We start from the raw sequence: 19,334 nt of genomic DNA on the forward strand, positions 1-19,334 counted from the left end.
ATGTCGCTGATACTTGATGCGCTCAGCCGCGCAGAGCGCGAGAAGCGTGAGCAGGCTAGCCCCGCACCTACGATTCTTTCGCAGGAGTTCACACCTGGCAGTTTCGGGAGTCCCATTTGGCCAAAGTGGGCAGTGTCCTTTGGGGTGATTTTTTGTTTATTAGCCGTAATGTTTGTGTTGTTTCGCGCTGCCCCGGGACCCTCGCCTGCAGGTTCAGCGGCGGCTCCTACTACGGTCCAGGCTACAGCTGAGAGCACACCTCAGACCATGACCGCCGTGAGTTCTGGCACCGTCAAATCTGCGCAATCAGATAGCGTGTCATCGCCTTCTTACAAAGTGCCGACGGCTGTGAGGGTGCAGCAGGCACAGATGCCCGATCAGGCTCTACCAGCCGCAGCTCTCAGCGTGATGGACCCAGCATCCGAAGAGCGTGCCGCTGCGGTTGCGGCCTTGTATTCTCAACCTACTGAGGCCTTGGTCAATGAGGCAGCGCCCGCTATTGGTCGCAATAGTCAGTCCATCGTGGAGGAGTCTGAGGCTGAGGGAGCTTTAGCCACTGTTGAAGCCTCACCGGCTTTTACGGAAAGCGAGATTGATGTGGAGCAGGTACTCAGGGAAATCCGGACTGAGGCTGCCAACAGCGGCTTGGAACCGCACCCTACGCCGCTTCTTGAAGATCTCACCAAGCAGTTTAAGGACAGGGTCCCGACCCTGATGTATTCCAGTCATGACTACAGTAGCCTGGGACGCTCTACCGTAACGATCAACGGCGAGACCTTGACCCAGGGTCAGCGCACGCGAGGGGTAGAAGTGAGAGAGCTGCTATCCGATTCAGTGATCCTTCGCTTCGACAGCACAGACTTCAGGCTTAGAGCGCTTAATAGTTGGGTGAATCTCTAAGGTCGGCCGCCTTTGAGCGCGGTGTCAGTTAATCTCCAAGCGAAGATCCATACGCTTAAAGACATTCCGCTGCTGCGCCAACTCCTGTGCGGTCAAGGGATGTTGCTCCAGCCAGTCATCAGGGAAATCAAGGCTCAGTCCCTCAGCAGAAGCCTTGATCGCAAAGTCTGGTAACTGCTCCAATGGCTCGACGTATTTAAACAGTGTTGCCAAGCGTAAAAGGGCAACCAGTCGCTGTAGCCTCAGGAGCATGGCACCTTCGCTGTCTCCAAAGAGCTCCTGACGAAGCTTGCCATGCTGGCCTTCCACCAGGATCGCCATGTCTTCCTGCTCGTGTTGCGGAAATCCTGGCAGGTCAGAATTGCGAAGGAGATAAGCTCCGTGGCGATGGTAATGTTTGTGTGCTATGGCTTTTCCGATTTCCTGGGATAACGCTGCCCAGATCAAAAGCTCCCGGTCGCTAGCGGTGAGATCCCACGCCTTGTAGGTTGCGTCAAACAACATACGAGCGCGGCGGGCAACAATCTGTGAAGACTCCTCGTCGACGTGGTAACGCTGCATTAACGCGACGATGCTTCTTTCGCGAACATCTTCATGACTGAGACGTCCCACGAGGTCATAGACAACGCCTTCACGCAGTGCACCGCGGGAACTTCGCATTTCATCTATGTCCAGTACATCGAAAATTGCCTCGGTAATGGCTACGCCCGATGCGATCACCGAGCGCCGGGCATCTGTCAATCCTTGAAGATTGATGTCGTCCATATACTTGAAATCGAGTAAGGCCTTTCGCATGCGGGTAAGCCCCTTGCGCGTGATGTTTCCCCCAGCCCAATCCTGAGCAAGGAGAATGCCCTCTATCGCTTGAAGGGTGCCCGAGGAACCCACGGCCTCTACCCAGTGCTTGCTCCGAAACTGTTTGCGGATATGTGACACCTCTACGCAGGCGCGGTCATAGGCCGACTTGTAGTTCGACTTGCTGAGCATGCCATCTTTAAAGCAGTCTTTGGCATAGGTCACGCAGCCGAGTTGCAGACTCTCCAGTCGCCGGGGTTCGAAGCGCTCACCAATGGCAAACTCGGTACTGCCTCCACCAATATCTACGACCAAGCGTGATTGGGTGTCATCGGCAAGAGTGTGTGCAACGCCCAAATAAACCAGCCGGGCTTCTTCGCGTCCATAGATTACGTCGATTGGGGCGCCGAGAATTCGCCGCGCGGGCTCTGTGAACTTTCGTCGGTTCCGAGCGCGACGCAAGGCATTGGTGCCTACGACTCGAATACGTTGAGGCTCTACACTCTGGAGTAGTTGCGCAAAGCGACTCAGGCACTCGAGGCCTCGATTGATGGCGTCTTTCGAAAGCGTGTCTCCTTCAAGCCCTGCGGCAAGTTGCACCTTTTCGGACAGCGCTTGGGTGGGACGAATCTCTCCGTGCTCGATACGCGCTATGAGGAGATGGAAGGAGTTGCTGCCCAAATCTACAGCTGCGAGGAGGCTGCCGTCGCGGAGGGCTTCTGGATTGTCACTGTGGTCGTGAGAGGCTTTCTTTAGATCTTTTGTTGCTTCCAAGGTGTCGCGTCAACCGGTCATAGTTTGTGTTTGTTAGTTTATCCGAGAGCACTCGCGATAGCACACTTTTACCGTGGCTAAGGCTCCACGATGCGCGGCACACGCTTGGGCATGCCAGCCAATAATTCGTAGCCAATACTATCCGCATAGCCCGCTAGAACATCTACGTCTGGCACATCTCCCCAGAGAACTGCTTTAGATCCGATCGTGACGCTCGGGTGTTCCGTGACATCAACGGTAATCATGTCCATGGATACCCTGCCAGCCAGCGGCAGGGAAGCACCTTCGATGAAAACCGGCGTACCGTCAGGGGCATGACGTGGGTAGCCGTCGCCGTAACCTGCCGCAATGGTCGCTATACGAGACGGACGTTGAGCTTGCCAGCGTCCGCAGTAGCCAACGCGCTCGTCGGTCGATACTTCCCGAATGCTGATCACCTGAGCACTGAGTTCCATAGCAGGTTTGAGTCCGAGGTCGGAAGCGCTGCACTCTGCCAGGGGTGAACCGCCGTAGAGCATGTAGCCCGGGCGAACCCAGTCGCGGTGGCTTTCAGGCGCACGGAAAATTGCAGCGGAGTTTGCGGTGCTCTGAGCATAACTCTGCTCGCCTATAGACCTGTCGAACACATCTAGCTGCTTACTGATGCCGTTGTCTTCAGGTAAATCTGCACTGGAAAAATGTGTACAGACAACAAACTCGGAATGTCTAATTTTTGGCAGCAGTCTTTCAATAGCATTAGCTGTTGCATCGGGAGCAAACCCCAGGCGATGCATGCCGGTGTCAATTTTAAGCCAGCAGGAGAGGGGGGTGTTGAGGTTGGTTTGTTCCAGCCATTCCAGTTGGTGCCACTCGTTTATGCAAAGAGTGAGATCTCGGCTAGACGCCTCCGCTATTTCATCAGCGCTTTGGGGCCCTTCGAGCATCAAGATGGGTTTCGTAATGTCATGCTCACGAAGAGTTAACGCTTCTTCTATACAGGCCACAGCGAACCCATCTGCAACGTCGTGCAAGGCGTGACTCACGGTAAGCAGGCCATGTCCGTAAGCGTCTGCCTTAACACAGGCCATGAGGCGTGCCGCAGGAGCCTTGTCGCGAGCGACACCAAAATTGTGGCGAATGTTCTGCGGGAAAACTCTGGCGAACGTTGGTCTCGCCACGCTAGTACTCGTAGCGGTGCTGGCTAAACAGCGACTCTGCTTCAAGCCACACATCGCCTACCTCACCGGACCCGACCGGGATGCCCTCGATAGCGACTACCGGCGCTACTTCCTTGCTGGAGCTGGTGAGCCAGACTTCGTCCGCACGATCGACTTCTTCACGCGTGATGACTCGCTCCTCGATGGTGCGGGGAGAGTGCTTTCGCAGCATATCCAGAAGCATCAGGCGCGTGATGCCCGGTAACTTCTGGTGATCCAGAAGCGGGGTGGAGATGACGCCATCTTTCACAATGAATACGTTGCAAGCAGCAGCCTCGGTGAGCTCATCATTGGCATTAAAGAGCAGCGTTTCATGATGACCTTTGGAGTGGCCATGCTGATAGTGCATGACGTTACCCAGTAATGAGGTGGACTTGATGTTACAGCGCTGCCAGCGCAGATCCCGCGTTGCAGAAACCTCATAGCGCTTGGCCAGATTTTTGTCCGCCGCAGGCGGAGGTGCGATTTCAAATGCGAATGCAAAACGCGTGGCTTCTATGCCTACGGGCATGGCATGATTTCGCTTGCTGTCAGCGCCCCGACTGATCTGAATATAAATGCCGAGGTTTTCACCCTCATTTGAGTCGGCCAGCTCGTTAACGATACTTCGCCACTCGTCGTGCTCGATAACCATTGAAAGCTCAATCGCATCCAGGCCTTCTTGCATGCGCGTCAAATGTGGCCCTAGTCCGACGCTCTTGCCACTGTAAACGGGGATGACTTCGTAAATTCCGTCACCAAAAAGGAAGCCCCGATCCATGGGCGAGATTTTCGCCTCGCTCATCGGCATAAACTGCCCATTGAGATAAACCTGATTCATACCCTTTCGTTCTCCTGTGAAGGATCATACTCATCCAGTCGCTGCTGGAGCTGGCTAAGTAAGTCTGCGCCAGCCGACGCTGGCAGTCCGTCTTCGGTAAGCGTGTTCTCTCGCGTGACACCGTCTATGCTGCCACGGTCTGACAAATAGCGAAGCGTGTCATGGTGCTCTACCGAAGCGAGTAGCGGTGTTTGCGTCAGTGCTTCAAGTATCGCGACCAAGGCATAGGCGCCCCAGTTTGAGACATCCGCAATGAGAAGCTCATCGCAGCTTGTCGCCGCTCCGTGGATATCCAGAGCGCTAACTTCTGCCTGAAGTTTGCCCATCCCGATTTCGTTGCCGCCATCACCGATGGCTATGCTGGCCCCCGGTGTAAGGGTCAAATAATAGTCAAATATGGCGCAGCGGGTCGAAATATCCTCGCCGCGCATATTGTAGTAACGATTGTCTTCTGCAAGTCCTGGCCGCTCTATGGAGATCACGACATCGGGCTTGAGTCTAGCGAGCATTGACTCGGCTTCCATACGCGCCGAATCAAGGTCAAAAGCTTGTAGCTTTAGGACTTCGAAATCCTGCTTAAGGGCGTTCGCCAACGGGTCAGCACAGGCCAGATGACAGCTTTTTCCAAGCTGCTCAAGCGCTTTGTACAGGGCAATAGCTCCGAGGGGGCCGTCGGTTTCGAAGGTTTCTAACACAGGAAAACCCGTGCCTATGAGCACTGTATTAGCCTCTGCCAATAGCCTTCCTGCGCGGAGTACATAACCTGATTCCAAGGCAGGTCTCAGCTCCGCCATGCGTCGAAGGTTGCGCTCAACCAGCAGATGCTCCATTGAATCGGTCAGTTTGCTGATGTTCATTGCGGTGCTGGCTCTGGTTTTCGGGAGCGCTCAAATGCATGCGCGAGATGTAGCGCATTGTGAGCGCTGTGTTCAGAAATTGCGGTGAAGGTCACCGTGTCTCCCGGACGCAATTGCGCGAGCGCCGCGCAATCTAGAGACAGAGCGCAACCAATCTTTGGATACCCGCCAATGGTTTGCCGATCGTTAAGTAACACAATGGGCTGACCATCGGCAGGGATCTGAATTGCGCCCGGAGCAATGCCTTCGGACAAAATACCCTCGATGTCACAGTTGATCACCGGGCCTTCCAGCCGGTAGCCCATGCGATCGCTGCGATCGGTTACCGTGTAGTCGCTATCGAAAAAGCGCCGTTGCTCAAGGCGGGGGAAATACTTGTGCTGATACCCGGGGATCACTCGTACGGTCGCACGATGGTGATACTTTGGACGCATCTCAGGGGGTAGCCACAAACGCTGAACGGCGTCGCTTGGATTAGTAGGGAGCGTATCTCCCACAGCAAGCCGCCCGCCGTTAAGGCCCCCGATACCTTCACGAACAACGGTGGAACTACTGCCAAAGGTCTCGGGAATGGCAAAACCACCGCGCACCGCAATGTAACTGCGACAGCCGGTAGTGCTGTAACCAAGGCTGAGCTCATCTCCCGCTGCAAGATCGATCACCGACCAGAGGGCTTTTTCTGCTCCATTCACGCTAAGGGGGAGGGTGGCTCCCGTTACCGCGATCTGCAAGTTTTTGGTCGCACGAAGGGAGATGCCGCCAAAGCTAGCCTCGATCAGCGTGGCGTTAGGCGCGTTTTGGAGAAGACGATTCGCGAGAGATGCAGCGAGGGAGTCCATGGGACCACCCGTTGTCAGGCCTATGGCCGCCTGCGCGAAACGGCCCTGATCCTGCAGCAGGCTCAGTAGTCCCGGCTGTAGCACTTCCAGGCTGCTCAAAGCTCGCCCCCAGCTTCTAGAAAGGCTGACAGGTCAATGGGGGTAAAGCGCACGCGGTCACCTACGTGCACCGGCATAGGTTCTGTTGACTCAGGATCGAACATTCGTTGGGGCGAGCGACCAATGAGATTCCAGCCCCCAGGTGAAACCGAGGGATAAACCGCTGTTTGTCTGTCAGCAATGGCCACTGCGCCGCGGGGCACCTTCTGGCGCGGTGTGCTGAGCCGGGGGGCCGCTATACGTGGGTCGACGTCGCCAAGATATGCAAAGCCAGGTGCAAAGCCTATGGCATAGACGCGATACTCCTGGTGACTGTGAATGTCTATTACGTCTGCCACGGACAAACCTTTGCTGTCCGCAAGAGATTGAAGGTCCTCACCACTCTCGATCGAGTAGTACACGGGAATCTCCACGAGCCGGCCGCTGTCGGTAGTGCTCGTTGCAAGATCAGGTACGCAAGCTCTGATGCATTGACTCACGTGATAGCGGTCGCTTTTTAGTGGGTCAAATAGGACGAGCAGTGAGGCGTAGGAAGGAATTAGGTCTACCAATACCGATCCTAAGGCGGGGCGCAGGGCATCTCCAAGGGCCTGCACCCTGGCGGCGACTGCCGGGGAGCTCTCGCTGCCCAGGTAGACGATGAGCCCTGCCTCTCCTGCGCACTCTATCCGTAGGTCAGTCATCGGCGAGTAGCTGTCGAATCTCTTGGATGGCTTGTACACCTTCGGCGTTGTCGCCATGGACGCACAAACTGTCTACCTGAAGCGTCAGCGTTTCTCCAGATACCGTGGTAACCGTTGATTCCCGTGCGAGTTGTTCGACCTGCGCGAGCATTCGATCTCGATCGTGGACGGCTCCGGGTTTGCGTCGTGAGAGCAGGCGGCCGTCATCGTCATAGCATCGGTCCGCAAAGGCTTCAAAGTACAGAGGGAGATTCAAGGAGGTAGCCTCCGACTCATGCTTCTGGGTGTCACTAGTAGCTTGCAGCATGAGTGTCAGCGGCTTTGCATAAGCCGCTACCGATTGCATTACGGTTTTGCGAACTTCCGGGTTCGCCATCATGTCGTTGTACAGGGCGCCGTGGGGCTTCACATACTGCAGTTCTACACCCACAGTTTTAGCCATACCGTCAATCGCAGCGATTTGGTAAAGGAGGGTGCTGCGGAGCTCGTCGGCGGACAGGGCCATGCTTCGTCTGCCGAAGCCGACGAGATCTGGATAGGCCGGATGAGCGCCCACAGACACGCCATGCTCGGCAGCCAGCTTAAGTGTCTTTTCGATGGTTAGAGGGTCGCCACCGTGAAAACCACAGGCGACATTGGCTTGGTCAAGAAAAGGCATAACATCCTCGTCCAGGCCCATACGCCAGCTACCGAAACTCTCGCCCAAATCGCAGTTTAATAACACTTTGTGCGCTCCTGTAAGTAGTCTGTCTTAAACATCTGCGTGATTTTGAGCATGGCCTACAGAATAGCCAGTTCAGCATTGCGCATGTCTGTCACCAACATACATCCCGGGCTATGAGTAATTGCAAACGGGGGCGCGGCGTTCTCCAGTGCCACCTGAGGTGTGACACCGCAGGCCCAAAACAGGGGTAACTCTCCAGTTTGAATAGTTACCGGGTCACCGTAGTCGGGAGCGTTGATGTCCGCAATGCCAATTGCACCGGGATCACCGAGGTGTACTGGCGCGCCGTGTACGGCGGGAAAACGACTGCACACCTGTATAGCGCGTATCGCATCAGCAGGTAGAAATGGGCGCATGCTTACCACCATATCACCCGAAAAGGGTCCTGCGGACTCGCAGGGAATGTTGCTTCGAAACATTGGCACATTGACCTTTTCGCTGATGTTGCGCACGTCCAGCCCGGCTTCCATAAGCGCCTCTTCGAAAGAGAAGGAACAGCCCAAGGCAAAGGTCACGAGATCGTCAGTCCAAAGATCCACGATGTCACCGCACTCGGCATCAAAGACGCCATCGCGAAACACCCGATAGGAAGGTATGTCTCGTCGAATATCGATATCACCGAGCTTTGCGAGCCCCGTGTCACCCGGCGAAGCGCTGCAGGCGATGAGAGGGCAGGGGCGCGGATTGGCCTGACAAAAACGCAGAAAATCAGCGGCCCACTGGGACGGCAAAATAACGATATTGCACTGCACGAAACCGGGCGCCAGGCCTGATGTATTGTCCGAAAACTCCCCGCTGCGTATTTTTTCGCGAAGCGCTGAGGGGGTAATGCCTGCGACTACTTCCACGTTTCTAACCTACATATCAGCTGTGAAGGGATTGCCTGAATGAGACCGTAAATAGAACAAAGTAGAGTACCTGAGACCGTGAATTTTCTATAGTATCTTTAGATAGTCGAATAACAAATTGCAGGAGCCCCGGATGCCTCATCCCAGCGAAACCGCCAAAGTTTATCCCCATAAGCCCGCCATCATTGTGGCTGATGCATTGGGAGGCGGTGACACGATGGTTACCTATCGGGAGTTAGACGAACGGTCTAACCAGGCGGCTCAGTTGTTCCGATCTTTGGGCTTGAATACCGGCGACCACATAGCCTTGATGATGGAGAATCGCCGGGAGTATCTGGAGATATGCTGGGGCGCTCAGCGGGCGGGCTTAATTTTCACCGCCATCAGTAGCCACCTCAAAGCAGAGGAGACTGCGTACATTCTCAGTAACTGCGAGGCGAAGCTGTTTATTGCTTCGCCCCAGGTGGCGTCGGTAGCTATTGCTGCAACGGAGAATGCTGCGGGGGTGCTTCATCAGTTTATGGTCGGTGGTGTGCGCGACGACTTTGAATCCTGGGAAGAGGCCATCGACGCTCAACCAACTACGGCTGTGGAGGATCAGGCCAACGGCGTTCCTATGCTCTATTCGTCGGGGACCACGGGGCAGCCTAAGGGGGTTTTTGTACCCCCTGATTCGGATGATGTGCACGCTCCGCATTTTCTTGCCGGTACCTTGGGCGCAGCGTTCGGATTTGGTGAAGAAACCGTTTACCTATCGCCAGCACCGCTTTACCACGCAGCGCCGCTGCACTACAACATGCTCACTCTGTACATGGGCGGTACGACGGTGATCATGGAGCAGTTTGATCCCGAGCGGGCACTAGCGCTCATCGAAGAATATCGTGCGACTCACAGTCAGTGGGTTCCCATTATGTTTGTACGTATGTTGAAGCTGCCCGAAGAAGTGCGCGACAAGTATGACCTTAGCTCCATGCAGTTTGCGATACACGCTGCGGCGCCCTGTCCCATTGAGACCAAGGAGCGAATGATTGATTGGTGGGGCCCGGTGATCGTGGAGTATTACGCGGCGAGCGAGTCTATTGGCGCGACACTGATAGATTCTCCCCAATGGCTGAGTCACAAGGGTTCGGTTGGGCGTGCAATGCTTGGAGAACTTCACATTGTGGACGATGAGGGCCGTGAGTTACCTGCGGGAGAGATCGGTGCGATTTACTTCAGTGGCGCCCAAGCGGCTTTCGAGTACTACAAAGAGCCCGAAAAAACTGCCGCGTCTTACAATGAAGAAGGCTGGGCTAACACTGGTGACGTGGGCTATTTGGACGAAGAGGGTTATCTGTATCTAACCGATCGCAAACATTTCATGATCATCAGCGGTGGCGTCAATATTTATCCGCAGGAGGTCGAAAATCTGCTCATAACTCACGACAAGGTCGCTGACGTCGCCGTATTCGGTATACCTCACGAGGAGTTTGGGGAGGAGGTGAAGGCGGTGGTCCAGCCGCAGAACTGGGTAGATGCTACGGATGAGGTTGCCATTGAACTGATGGAGTGGCTTCGCGAAAGGCTCTCACACATCAAGATCCCGCGTTCTATCGATTTCAATGAAAGTCTGCCTCGCCTTGATAACGGCAAGCTTTACAAGCGCCATCTCGTGGAAGAGTACCGAGCTGCGGCGAGGGACGACAACGTCAAGGAGTGAGCCCTTGCGTTGCCCCGGTTTCTGATAAACAGGTTAGGGTCGTGCCTTAGCTGTTTTGCGCGATCGCTTCGCCTGCCGTGTCTTCTGCTTTAGCCTCGCTTCTAAACGGGAGATAAAACACCGGCAGTACAAATAGCGTGAAGAGAGTGCCAATGAGCATGCCCGCGGTAATGGTCAGGCCGATACCAAAGCGTGCATTGGCGCCCGGTCCCGCTGCGAGCACCAAAGGTAAAACGCCCAGCACCGTCGCGAAAGTCGTCATCAGGATCGGACGTAAACGCAGAGTCGCGGCCTCCAGCACGGCGCTACGCCGGTCAGCGCCCTCGCGGACCAAATGATTGGCAAATTCCACAATGAGAATGCCGTGCTTCGCAATGAGCCCAATGAGCGTCAGTAAGCCGATCTGCGTGTAGATGTTCAGTGTCATTATTCCCATCGCCATGGGCAGCATCGCACCAAAAATTGATAGCGGGACGGCCACCAACACGACGAGAGGATCGCGAAAACTATTGAACTGCGCTGCAAGCACCAAAAATATAAGTAGCAAGGACATGCCAAACAGGATGGGGAACGTCGCGCTCTCCTGAACGTAGCGCCGCGACGCTCCGGTGTAGCCAACGCGAAATCCCCGAGGGGCTATTTCCGCCAACTGGAGCTCAAGGAAGCTCAATCCATCGCCCAGGGTATTTGACGGCATCATCATGCCTTGGATTGTCGTGCTGTTGAGCTGTTGATACTGGGATAGCGTGTTGGGCTCAACTCGGGTCTGAAGGCTGATAACACTGGACAGCGGTACCAGGTCGCCGCCAGTGGTGCGCAGATAGTATTTCTCTAGCTCTGATTGGGTAAGACGAAAATCTCTCCCTGCCTGGGGGATCACTTTGTAACTGCGACCCTCGCGGGTGAACCGGTTGACCTCGGCTTCTCCTAGCATCACCGCTAAGGTATTGGCGATGTCCTGCATCGAAATGCCCAGCCGCGAGGCTAGCTCTCGATCGATGTTGACGCTGATTTCCGGTCGATTAAAATCGAGACTCTGGCTGACGAAAGTAAACATGCCAGATTGTCGGGCTGCGTTGAGCAGTTCATCGCCCACCCGCTCCACCTCATCGTAGGGCGCCGTGGATGCGACAACGAAGCTAAGCGGAAGTCCGGAATCTGAACCCGGTAAAGGAGGGTTACCGAAGCTGAAAAGCTCCATCCCCGCGATGCTGCCCAGCTTGCTTTGGAGTTCCTGCTGTACTTCTTGCTGGGTACGAGTCCGTTCCTTCCAGCTGGTCATGTTCAGTCCGCCGAAATTGCTGTCCGGCTCTGCAACCTGCCAAGACCCCTGAATTTCGGGAATCTCCTTCCAGATATCCACGACCTGATCCAGGAAGACGTTTACATAATCGAGGTTTGCATAGCTCGGGGCCGATCCAACGACGTAGAGAGAGCTTGTATCTTCCTCGGGCGCCAGTTCTCTTTGACTAACCAAAAACAGTGCGGGCAGACTGAGTAGTATACCGGCTGTAAACATCAGTACAGCACCACGATTGTTGAGACAGTGCGTGAGCATGCCCTGATAACCGCTATTCATGCGGTGGAAGAAGTTATCCAGCATGTCCGCAAAGCGACCCTGATCTTCGTGCCCTTGCAAAAAGCGCGAGGCCATCATGGGGCTGAGTGTCAGCGCAACCACACCGGAAACAAGTACAGCGCCTGCAAGCGTGAGAGCGAACTCGCTAAACAGCGCTCCCGTGAGTCCACCGATGAAGGCAATCGGGGCATAGACGGCGGCGAGAGTGAGGGTCATGGCAATGACGGGTAGAGCGACCTCCCGGGCCCCTTCGATCGCAGCTTGCATGGGCGTGGCACCATCTTCGATATGCCGGTGGACGTTTTCCACAACGACAATAGCGTCATCAACGACCAGACCGATGGCGATTACCATGGCAAGCAGCGTGAGAAGGTTTAGTGAGAACCCCATGCTCAGCATGATGAACACCACGCCGATGAGCGAAAGTGGTATCGCCAGGAGCGGAATCAACACCACACGGAAGGAGCCCAAAAACAGAAAGATCACCAGAATGACAATAAGACCTGCTTCCAGCAGAGTATTGATAACTTCTTGGAGTGCATCATCAATGGCGACTGAGCTGTCCCAGTCCATGATGAGTTCCATGTCAGCGGGAAGGTTGGCTTCAATCGCGGGGAGAATGTCGTGGACGGCAGCAGAAACTGAAAGTGGGTTGGCATCCGGCGCCGTGGTGATCGACATGAAGACCGTGTCTCGACCACTGGTGAACTGACGCGACTGGTTATTCTCCGCGGCCAACTCGACTTCGGCTACATCACCCAGTCTCACTTGGCGGTCTTCATCCTGGCGAACGACGAGCGATTGGAACTCTTTCGCCGTGCGCATCCCGGTCACAGCATCCACGGTGACCCGTATCCACTCGCCCTCTGTGGCGCCTGCGGTGCTAATTACGTTGTCCCTTCGGATCGCCGCGTTCACATCGTTGGATGTGACGTTCAGTGCTGCCATGCGTACAGGATCCAGCCAAATGCGCATGGCGAGATAGCGGCCAAATATGCCGGCTTTACCGACACCTTCTATCGTGGCCAATTCCGGTTGAACGCTGCGCAGGAGATAATCAGTCACTTGAAAAGGTGTCATTTGCTCGCTGACAAAGGCGAGATACATCATCGCGTCACCACTTCCCGTGGTGGAAATGACGGGATCCTGAACATCATCGGGAAGCTCATCGCGCGCTTCGTTTACTTTAGCGATAACTTCCGTGAGCACATTGGAGGTGTTCTCTCCAAGCCGCACGTGCACCTGTATCGATGAAACTCCGGGATTACTGGATGACGTGATGTACTCAACACCTCTCGCGCCAGCGATATTCACCTGTAGCGGCGTTGTGACAAAACCCTGCATGGTTCTCGAGTTTGCACCGGGGTAAACGGTTGTGACGGAAATAATGCTCCGCTCCAGCTCTGGGAACTCTCGAAGGGTGATCTTCCCCAGAGAAGCGAGCCCGGCGATGAGGATAAAGGCACTGAGTACTACCGAGAGGACTGGGCGTTGTATAAAAATATCTGTGAAGCGCATGCTCAGATACCTGCGTCTGGGTCAATTTGGACCCGAGCGCCGCGGTAAAGCTTGTTTTGCCCGGCGATCACTATGCGCTCTCCATCCGCTACGCCATCGACGATAACGACCTCGCCATTGTTGGCAGCGACGGTTTTCACGACACGCGGGCTTACAAAGAGGCCGTTGTCATCTTCCTCGATAACGTAGACAAGATTCCCCTGCAGCGAATAGCTCACCGCGGTCTCGGGGACAAATACGCGGAGAGTCTCGCGGTTGAGGTCTATTACAAGACTGGCGAACATTCCCGGAAGCAAGCCTTCTCCCTCATCAACGCTAGCACGAACCTGCAGATTTCTAGTGTTTTCATCAATTTGAGAATCGACCGCTCTTAGTGTGGCGGTAAAGCTTTGATTCGGGAAAGCGGCTGTTCGCAGGGAGATACTCAGGCCGGGTTGCATGAGTGGGGCGTAGCGGTCGGGAACCGAAAAGTCCACTTCCAGGCTGGAAACGTCCTGCAGAGTGACCAAGGCAGTCCCCGCCTCGACGTAGTCGCCCAGACGAACCTGAAAAATACCCAGACGGCCGGAGAAGGGCGCGCTAATACGCTTGTTCTTGAGCACCGCATCGATCTCTGCAAGCTCAGCCTGTGCCGACTGGAGGTCTGCTCTTGACTGATCCAGTTGGCTTTGGGGGATAGAGTTTTCCTTTATCAGGCGCGCGTCTCGCTGATAGAGCTGATCTGCCAGAAGCAGTCTGGCTTCCAGGCGCTTGCGTGTGGCGACCTCAAACTCTTCATCGATGCTAACTAAGGGCTGGCCAAGTTCGACACTATCCCCTGACTGAACGAGCATCGCGGTAATGTCGCCGGTGGTCTCAGCGGTGAGCAAAATCCCTCGGGCGGCTCTAACCGTGCCCACGGCATCGATGGTTTCGCGCCAGGGTCTTGATTCAGCGGTGCCTGCAGCAATAGTGACCGGCGGAGCTGAGTAGTCCCCGGAGGCCATGGCTGAGGAACGCTGTAGAACGTAAGTGGCAGTGCCCCCCAATATCAGCAGTAAAAGTAGAGCGGCGACGAGATAAGCGCGCACAGGAGTATCCCTTTTTTGTTAGTTCAGCGATGACTTAGATCATCTAAGGAGAGTCAACAATTGTGGCGAAGTGTAGGGTCTGGGGTGACTAAATGCATCCCAAATTCTCGTCTATGAGGCTGCAGGGCCGTGTCAGTTTGTTACCTTAGGTAATGTTTTTGGGTATCCAAGGTGCGTTATGCTACGTCTATTCAGGTTGGCGTAGTGGGAGAACGGATGTCGTCGCGGAAGTTGAAGAAGATTGAAAAGACCATGGACGCAGCCCTCAGTTATGAGGATTGGTCTGAGGCAGCTCAGCAGCATGACGAAGTCAGCGGCGCTAAGCGCTGGAGAAACGTCGACCAAAGCCGTCAGTATGATTATGCGCAGATTCGCCTACGTTTGGATCGTCTTCGCAGTTTACGTGTGCGCAATGATTATCAGGGCCTTCTCTTTACTCTGAATGAGGGTATCCACGGCAACATGGGTGGTATGGGACGTAGCTCCCTCTATCGAAGGGCCAAGCACGGAACCAAACAGCTCATAGAGCAATACATCGACGAAATTGACGATGCCTTGCGCTATTTGGCCGATTTGGATGTCGAAGAGATCGATATTCAGCAGAAAATGGACTTCTTTTACCGGGCAAATATCTGCTTCGGCCGTTCTGCCTTGATGCTAAGCGGTGGCGGGGTTCTCGGTTTTTATCATCTGGGTGTGGTTAAAACGCTCCTTGAGCAAAATTTGTTACCGCGGGTTATCTCGGGCGCGAGTGCCGGCTCCCTGGTCGCAGGGGTAGTGGGCACGCATACAGATAAAGAACTCACACGGTTCTATGATCCGGCCAATGTGCACTTTGAGGCTGAGCGCGAAGCCAGCGCATTTTCCCGGATGTTTTTTGGCAGCAATCCACAGATAGATGTCGGTGATCTCGAGCAGATCGTTGCGCGTTTGATCCCGGATCTGACTTTTCAGGAAGCCTACGAAAAGACCGGACGCCAGATCAGTATCACGGTAGCGCCGGCAGAGCCGCACCAGCGCTCCAGACTTTTGAATGCAATTACCTCACCTAATGTATTTGTGCGCTCAGCCGTTATGGCGTCTTGCGCCGTGCCCGGGGTTTTCCCGCCGGTCACGCTGATGGCAAGAAACGTTCATGGAGAAGCACAGCCCTATTTGCCCACTCGTCGCTGGGTTGATGGAAGTATTGCCGACGACCTGCCAGCGAAGCGCTTATCGCGGTTGTACAGCACCAATCACTACATAGTGAGCATGGTGAACCCTATAGCCACGCCGTTTCTTAACGGCGGCAAGGAGCGAAGCCAATTGACTCGTGCTCTGGGGTCTCTGGGCGTCGGTATGGGGCGAGAGATGCTGAACTTTTACCGGGGAGTGGCTCAGCGGCAGGGCGATAACTGGCCTCGATTCAATTTGCTGCTCAATGGCGTGCACGCGCTTATGGATCAGGAATACAGTGGTGACATCAACATTGTGCCCAGTTTCCGCTGGTATAACCCGGGCAAGATCCTGGCGCATCTATCTGAAAAAGAACTCATGGATCTTATGGAGGCGGGGGAGCGATCGGCGTTCCCTGCGGTAGAGTCTATTCGGACCTGCACCAAGATATCGCGGACTATGGAAGAGATTTTACATCGCTTCGAATACGGAGACCTGCGGCCGCAGGGTGACGAGTATCAGCGTCCCCGAGCATCTCGGCGCCGGCCAGCCCCGACACGCTCCGACCGTGAAGCGATGCGTGAAACCGGCTCCCAGCGTCTGGACCGAGCGGCATCTTCGCCGGTCGACAATTCAACGCCTAAATCGGCGCCTAAATCGGCGCCTAAGTCAGCGCCTAAGTCGACAACCAAATCAGCAACCAAGCCGGCACGCAAGAAAGCGGTTAAGCGTGTGCCCAAGAAGGCGCCAAAGAGTCAGAGTGGCGCCTCACGTCCATCGGGAGCTAAGGGCAAGGACTCGGAGCGAGTCAGCGACGCGGCTTGAGCGGCGCCTTCTACGCTGTTCAGGGGTTGATGTAGCGAACGCCCATTTCGGCCAAAGGCTCAACCAGTGCGCCTTTGGCATCTGCCTCGGCGCTGGATGCGGTGCCGATAAGAGATCGCTTCTTCACGCCCTGAAGGATCGCCGCCAAGCGGAAGAAACAAAACACCAAATAGAAGTTCCAATGGGCGATGTCTGTACGGCCCGTGCGCTCGCAATAAGCGGCGATGTACTCCTCATCGGTAGGAATCCCCAGCGCGCCACGGTCGCAGCCGGTAAGTCCTCGTAAGCCATCTCCTGCCGGCATTTGCCATGCCATTACCTGATAAGAAAGATCGGCCATGGGATGGCCCAGCGTTGATAGCTCCCAGTCAAGGACGCCGATCACCCGGGGCTCCGTAGGGTGGAACATGAGGTTGTCCAGTCGGTAGTCACCGTGTACCAGACTTACGAGACCATCGTCTTCGGGCATGTGTGCAGGCAACCATTCGATGAGACGCTCCATGGCTGGGCTGTGCTCGGTTTCCGAAGCTCGGTATTGCTTTGTCCAGCGACCGAGTTGACGTTCGAAGTAATTTCCCGGTCTGCCATAGTCGTCAAGGCCGACATCTGCGGGCTTAACACTGTGCAGTGCGGCGAGCACGCGGTTCATATCATTGTAGATGGCCGTGCGTTCTTCAGCCGAGTCGACCTCCGGAAGTTCTGGGTCCCAAAAGACCCGGCCCTCCAGATACTCCATGATGTAAAACATTGAGCCAATAATGCTTTCGTCTTCACAAAGCAGGTAGGTCTTGGCCACTGGGACATCTGTATCCCGCAGCGCGCTCATTACACGATATTCACGGTCCACCGCGTGGGCCGACGCTAAAAGCTCTCCCGGCGGTTTTCTACGAAGAACCCACTTCTGTGAATCGTCACTTAGCAGGAACGTGGGATTTGATTGTCCGCCGGCAAATTTCTCAGCTTTTAGCTGTCCGGAAAAGCCCGGCAACTTGTCGTGCAGGTAGTTTTGGAGTGCATCGATATCAAGGGTTTGTGTGCTCATACTTCACTCTGAACGCTGTGCAAGCGGGCGAGTTTGCAGCAGCTCGTCTCTCCTTGCAATTGGATGTTTCTGGACACAGTTCTGGAGCTGTTCGCTTGCAGCGCCGAAAAGTTGTCACTGCGCGGAACTGCAGCTATTCTCTCGAGCCCCGAGCGGATTGAATTCACCGAAGCCCGCTACCGGTCAAATTAAAATAAACAGGATGAGCACATGTACGCAGAGCTAAAGAAAGCCTGGAGCGAATTCACTTCTCCAGGACAAATGTTTGAAGTTCACCGCACCGATGTTCACGGTGTAGGGATTCTTAGCTATGTACACGCACCGAATTCGTTGCGCGACCTTTGGCTGTCTTCCGCGGGACACGGCGATAACGATTATCTCATTTATCAGGATGAGCGCATAAGCTACAGCGAGGCTCATCGTCGCGTGGCTGCGGTTGCCCATGCTCTCTCAGAGATGGGTGTGGAGCCTGGTGATCGTGTCGCGATTGCCATGCGCAACTACCCCGAGTGGATGCTGGCCTATTGGGCGATCACAAGCATGGGCGCGGTTGCAGTGGGCATGAATGCTTGGTGGGTACCCCATGAAATGGAATATGCCCTTCAGGATTCAGCTCCTAGGGTACTTATAGCTGACGAAGAGCGGCTGCAACGCTTCGACGAGATCCGCGAGAAGTTTGCCGATATGCAGGTGGTAGCTGTCCGGGCGAAGAGTGATGTGTCTGCGTGGGCGCAAGCATGGGACTCTCTTGCCTCCGGCGAGGGTGCTATGCCCGACGTAGAGATTGATACCGACTCTGATGCCTGTATTTTTTATACTTCGGGAACCACCGGGCGTCCCAAAGGAGCTCAGTTGACCCATCGTAGTTGTGTAAACAACGTGATGAACGTGGCCTTTATCAACTCGGTGCAGCCTCGGGCTCTGGCCTACGCCGCGGGTGAAGAGCCGGCGGCTCCGGGTAGCGATGCGCCGATTCGGGCGCTTGTCGCCACTCCGTTGTTCCACGTAACTGCTAACAACTGCGTAGCGCACGTTGCCACCTTGGTGGGCGGGTGTCTGGTGCATATGTACAAGTGGGATGCGGGTGAGGCGCTGCGTTTGATAGAGGCGGAAAAAATCTCCGCGTTTAGCGCCGTACCGATGATGACGCGAGAGCTGATTATCCATCCTGATTTTTCAAAGCGCGACGTCTCGTCTCTTAAGACTATTGGCGGTGGCGGAGCAGCGATGCAGCCCGATCTTGTTGGAAAAGTGCCGACGGCTATGCCGGGAACCCGACCGAACACGGGCTATGGCCTGACCGAGACATCAGGAATTATCGCTGCATTGGCTCTTGAGTTCTTTCTCGATCGGCCCACGAGTGTGGGTCCCGCAATGCCGACTTTTGAGGCCAAGTGTATTGATGGCGATGGCGCTGATTTGCCTGCAAATGAAATTGGTGAGCTCGTGGTGCGAGGTGCACCAGTCGTTAAGGGCTATTTGAATCGACCTGAAGCGACTGCTGAAAGCATTGTGGATGGCTGGTTCCGTACCGGTGATATCGCCTATATCGACGAGGACGGTTTTATCTATCTTGTCGATCGCGCCAAGGATATGGTCCTTCGCGGCGGTGAAAACGTCTACTGTGCCGAGGTGGAAAATGCCTTGTTCAGCCATGACAGCGTTGCCGAGTGTGTGGTGTTTTCCGTGCCTGATGAGCGCCTTGGTGAAGAGGTGGGTGCCGCGATTTACGTTAAGCCCGGCGAGACTCTCGAGGCCGCAGCCTTACGTGAGCACTGCAAAGCCATCGTAGCTCCCTTCAAGGTACCGCGTTACATCTGGCTTCAGGACGAGCCCCTGCCTCGAAATGCAAATGGCAAGTTCGTAAAGCGCGCCCTTCAAGATTCTCTGTCTTTGAGCGATGCTGTTTAA

General features: G+C 55.2%; 15 protein-coding genes. 4 read left to right on the forward strand and 11 right to left on the reverse strand.

Annotated features, from left to right (window positions below):
- On the forward strand, positions 1 to 900 hold the full coding sequence (locus AB8B76_RS02650) for a general secretion pathway protein GspB (RefSeq protein ID WP_405269889.1): 900 nt from the start codon (positions 1 to 3) through the stop codon (positions 898 to 900).
- Positions 901 to 924: 24 nt separating this feature from the next.
- On the opposite strand, the gene AB8B76_RS02655 is transcribed toward AB8B76_RS02650, so the two are convergent.
- From AB8B76_RS02655 to AB8B76_RS02690, 8 genes are all read right to left on the reverse strand, one after another.
- Positions 925 to 2,469 carry a Ppx/GppA family phosphatase gene (locus AB8B76_RS02655; RefSeq protein ID WP_405269892.1) on the reverse strand — a complete coding sequence of 515 codons (1,545 nt, stop codon included), beginning with the start codon at positions 2,467 to 2,469 and terminating at the stop codon, positions 925 to 927.
- 77 nt (positions 2,470 to 2,546) lie between these two features.
- On the reverse strand, positions 2,547 to 3,626 hold the full coding sequence (alr, locus tag AB8B76_RS02660) for an alanine racemase (RefSeq protein ID WP_405269894.1): 1,080 nt from the start codon (positions 3,624 to 3,626) through the stop codon (positions 2,547 to 2,549).
- 1 nt (position 3,627) lies between these two features.
- Positions 3,628 to 4,485 (reverse strand): aminotransferase class IV, encoded by an 858-nt coding sequence (locus AB8B76_RS02665; protein ID WP_405269896.1) that lies wholly within the window; start codon positions 4,483 to 4,485, stop codon positions 3,628 to 3,630.
- Positions 4,482 to 5,342 carry a glutamate cyclase domain-containing protein gene (locus AB8B76_RS02670; RefSeq protein WP_405269899.1) on the reverse strand — a complete coding sequence of 287 codons (861 nt, stop codon included), beginning with the start codon at positions 5,340 to 5,342 and terminating at the stop codon, positions 4,482 to 4,484. Before AB8B76_RS02670 ends, AB8B76_RS02665 begins: the two co-directional genes overlap by 4 nt.
- Complete coding sequence (locus tag AB8B76_RS02675) at positions 5,339 to 6,280, reverse strand: biotin-dependent carboxyltransferase family protein (RefSeq protein WP_405269901.1); 942 nt, start codon at positions 6,278 to 6,280, stop codon at positions 5,339 to 5,341. Before AB8B76_RS02675 ends, AB8B76_RS02670 begins: the two co-directional genes overlap by 4 nt.
- Entirely contained in the window at positions 6,277 to 6,963 is a 687-nt protein-coding gene (gene pxpB / locus AB8B76_RS02680; protein WP_405269904.1) for a 5-oxoprolinase subunit PxpB, read from the reverse strand. Before pxpB ends, AB8B76_RS02675 begins: the two co-directional genes overlap by 4 nt.
- Entirely contained in the window at positions 6,956 to 7,687 is a 732-nt protein-coding gene (locus AB8B76_RS02685; RefSeq protein ID WP_405269906.1) for a 5-oxoprolinase subunit PxpA, read from the reverse strand. Before AB8B76_RS02685 ends, pxpB begins: the two co-directional genes overlap by 8 nt.
- A 56-nt stretch (positions 7,688 to 7,743) precedes the next feature.
- Complete coding sequence (locus AB8B76_RS02690) at positions 7,744 to 8,535, reverse strand: putative hydro-lyase (protein ID WP_405269908.1); 792 nt, start codon at positions 8,533 to 8,535, stop codon at positions 7,744 to 7,746.
- Positions 8,536 to 8,668: 133 nt separating this feature from the next.
- Between AB8B76_RS02690 and AB8B76_RS02695 the strand changes: the two genes are divergently transcribed.
- Positions 8,669 to 10,234, forward strand: a complete 1,566-nt coding sequence (locus AB8B76_RS02695; RefSeq protein ID WP_405269911.1) for an acyl-CoA synthetase — start codon at positions 8,669 to 8,671, stop codon at positions 10,232 to 10,234.
- A gap of 46 nt (positions 10,235 to 10,280) precedes the next feature.
- On the opposite strand, the gene AB8B76_RS02700 is transcribed toward AB8B76_RS02695, so the two are convergent.
- The gene (locus AB8B76_RS02700; RefSeq protein ID WP_405269914.1) at positions 10,281 to 13,331 is read right to left on the reverse strand and encodes an efflux RND transporter permease subunit; all 3,051 of its coding nucleotides are present in this window, start codon (positions 13,329 to 13,331) and stop codon (positions 10,281 to 10,283) included.
- A 2-nt stretch (positions 13,332 to 13,333) separates the two neighbouring features.
- On the reverse strand, positions 13,334 to 14,401 hold the full coding sequence (locus tag AB8B76_RS02705; RefSeq protein ID WP_405269917.1) for an efflux RND transporter periplasmic adaptor subunit: 1,068 nt from the start codon (positions 14,399 to 14,401) through the stop codon (positions 13,334 to 13,336).
- A gap of 216 nt (positions 14,402 to 14,617) precedes the next feature.
- On the opposite strand from AB8B76_RS02705, the gene AB8B76_RS02710 reads away from it, so the two are divergent.
- The gene (locus AB8B76_RS02710; RefSeq protein WP_405269920.1) at positions 14,618 to 16,381 is read left to right on the forward strand and encodes a DUF3336 domain-containing protein; all 1,764 of its coding nucleotides are present in this window, start codon (positions 14,618 to 14,620) and stop codon (positions 16,379 to 16,381) included.
- A 19-nt stretch (positions 16,382 to 16,400) separates the two neighbouring features.
- Here AB8B76_RS02710 and AB8B76_RS02715 read toward each other — a convergent pair whose 3' ends face one another.
- The gene (locus tag AB8B76_RS02715; protein WP_405269923.1) at positions 16,401 to 17,423 is read right to left on the reverse strand and encodes a phosphotransferase; all 1,023 of its coding nucleotides are present in this window, start codon (positions 17,421 to 17,423) and stop codon (positions 16,401 to 16,403) included.
- Between the two features lie 210 nt (positions 17,424 to 17,633).
- Here AB8B76_RS02715 and AB8B76_RS02720 point away from each other — a divergent pair, with 210 nt between their 5' ends.
- Positions 17,634 to 19,334, forward strand: coding sequence for a class I adenylate-forming enzyme family protein (locus AB8B76_RS02720; RefSeq protein WP_405269926.1), 1,701 nt, complete (start codon positions 17,634 to 17,636; stop codon positions 19,332 to 19,334).

This window comes from Congregibacter sp. (assembly GCF_045107095.1).
Lineage (GTDB): Bacteria > Pseudomonadota > Gammaproteobacteria > Pseudomonadales > Halieaceae > Congregibacter.

What these genes read in the sequence shown, in the direction of transcription:
- AB8B76_RS02650 (WP_405269889.1), top strand. Translation starts at nt 1, where the DNA reads ATGTCGCTGATACTTGATGCGCTCAGCCGCGCAGAGCGCGAGAAGCGT.
- AB8B76_RS02665 (WP_405269896.1), bottom strand. Translation starts at nt 4,485, where the DNA reads ATGAATCAGGTTTATCTCAATGGGCAGTTTATGCCGATGAGCGAGGCG.
- AB8B76_RS02670 (WP_405269899.1), bottom strand. Translation starts at nt 5,342, where the DNA reads ATGAACATCAGCAAACTGACCGATTCAATGGAGCATCTGCTGGTTGAG.
- pxpB (WP_405269904.1), bottom strand. Translation starts at nt 6,963, where the DNA reads ATGACTGACCTACGGATAGAGTGCGCAGGAGAGGCAGGGCTCATCGTC.
- AB8B76_RS02695 (WP_405269911.1), top strand. Translation starts at nt 8,669, where the DNA reads ATGCCTCATCCCAGCGAAACCGCCAAAGTTTATCCCCATAAGCCCGCC.
- AB8B76_RS02700 (WP_405269914.1), bottom strand. Translation starts at nt 13,331, where the DNA reads ATGCGCTTCACAGATATTTTTATACAACGCCCAGTCCTCTCGGTAGTA.
- AB8B76_RS02710 (WP_405269920.1), top strand. Translation starts at nt 14,618, where the DNA reads ATGTCGTCGCGGAAGTTGAAGAAGATTGAAAAGACCATGGACGCAGCC.
- AB8B76_RS02715 (WP_405269923.1), bottom strand. Translation starts at nt 17,423, where the DNA reads ATGAGCACACAAACCCTTGATATCGATGCACTCCAAAACTACCTGCAC.
- AB8B76_RS02720 (WP_405269926.1), top strand. Translation starts at nt 17,634, where the DNA reads ATGTACGCAGAGCTAAAGAAAGCCTGGAGCGAATTCACTTCTCCAGGA.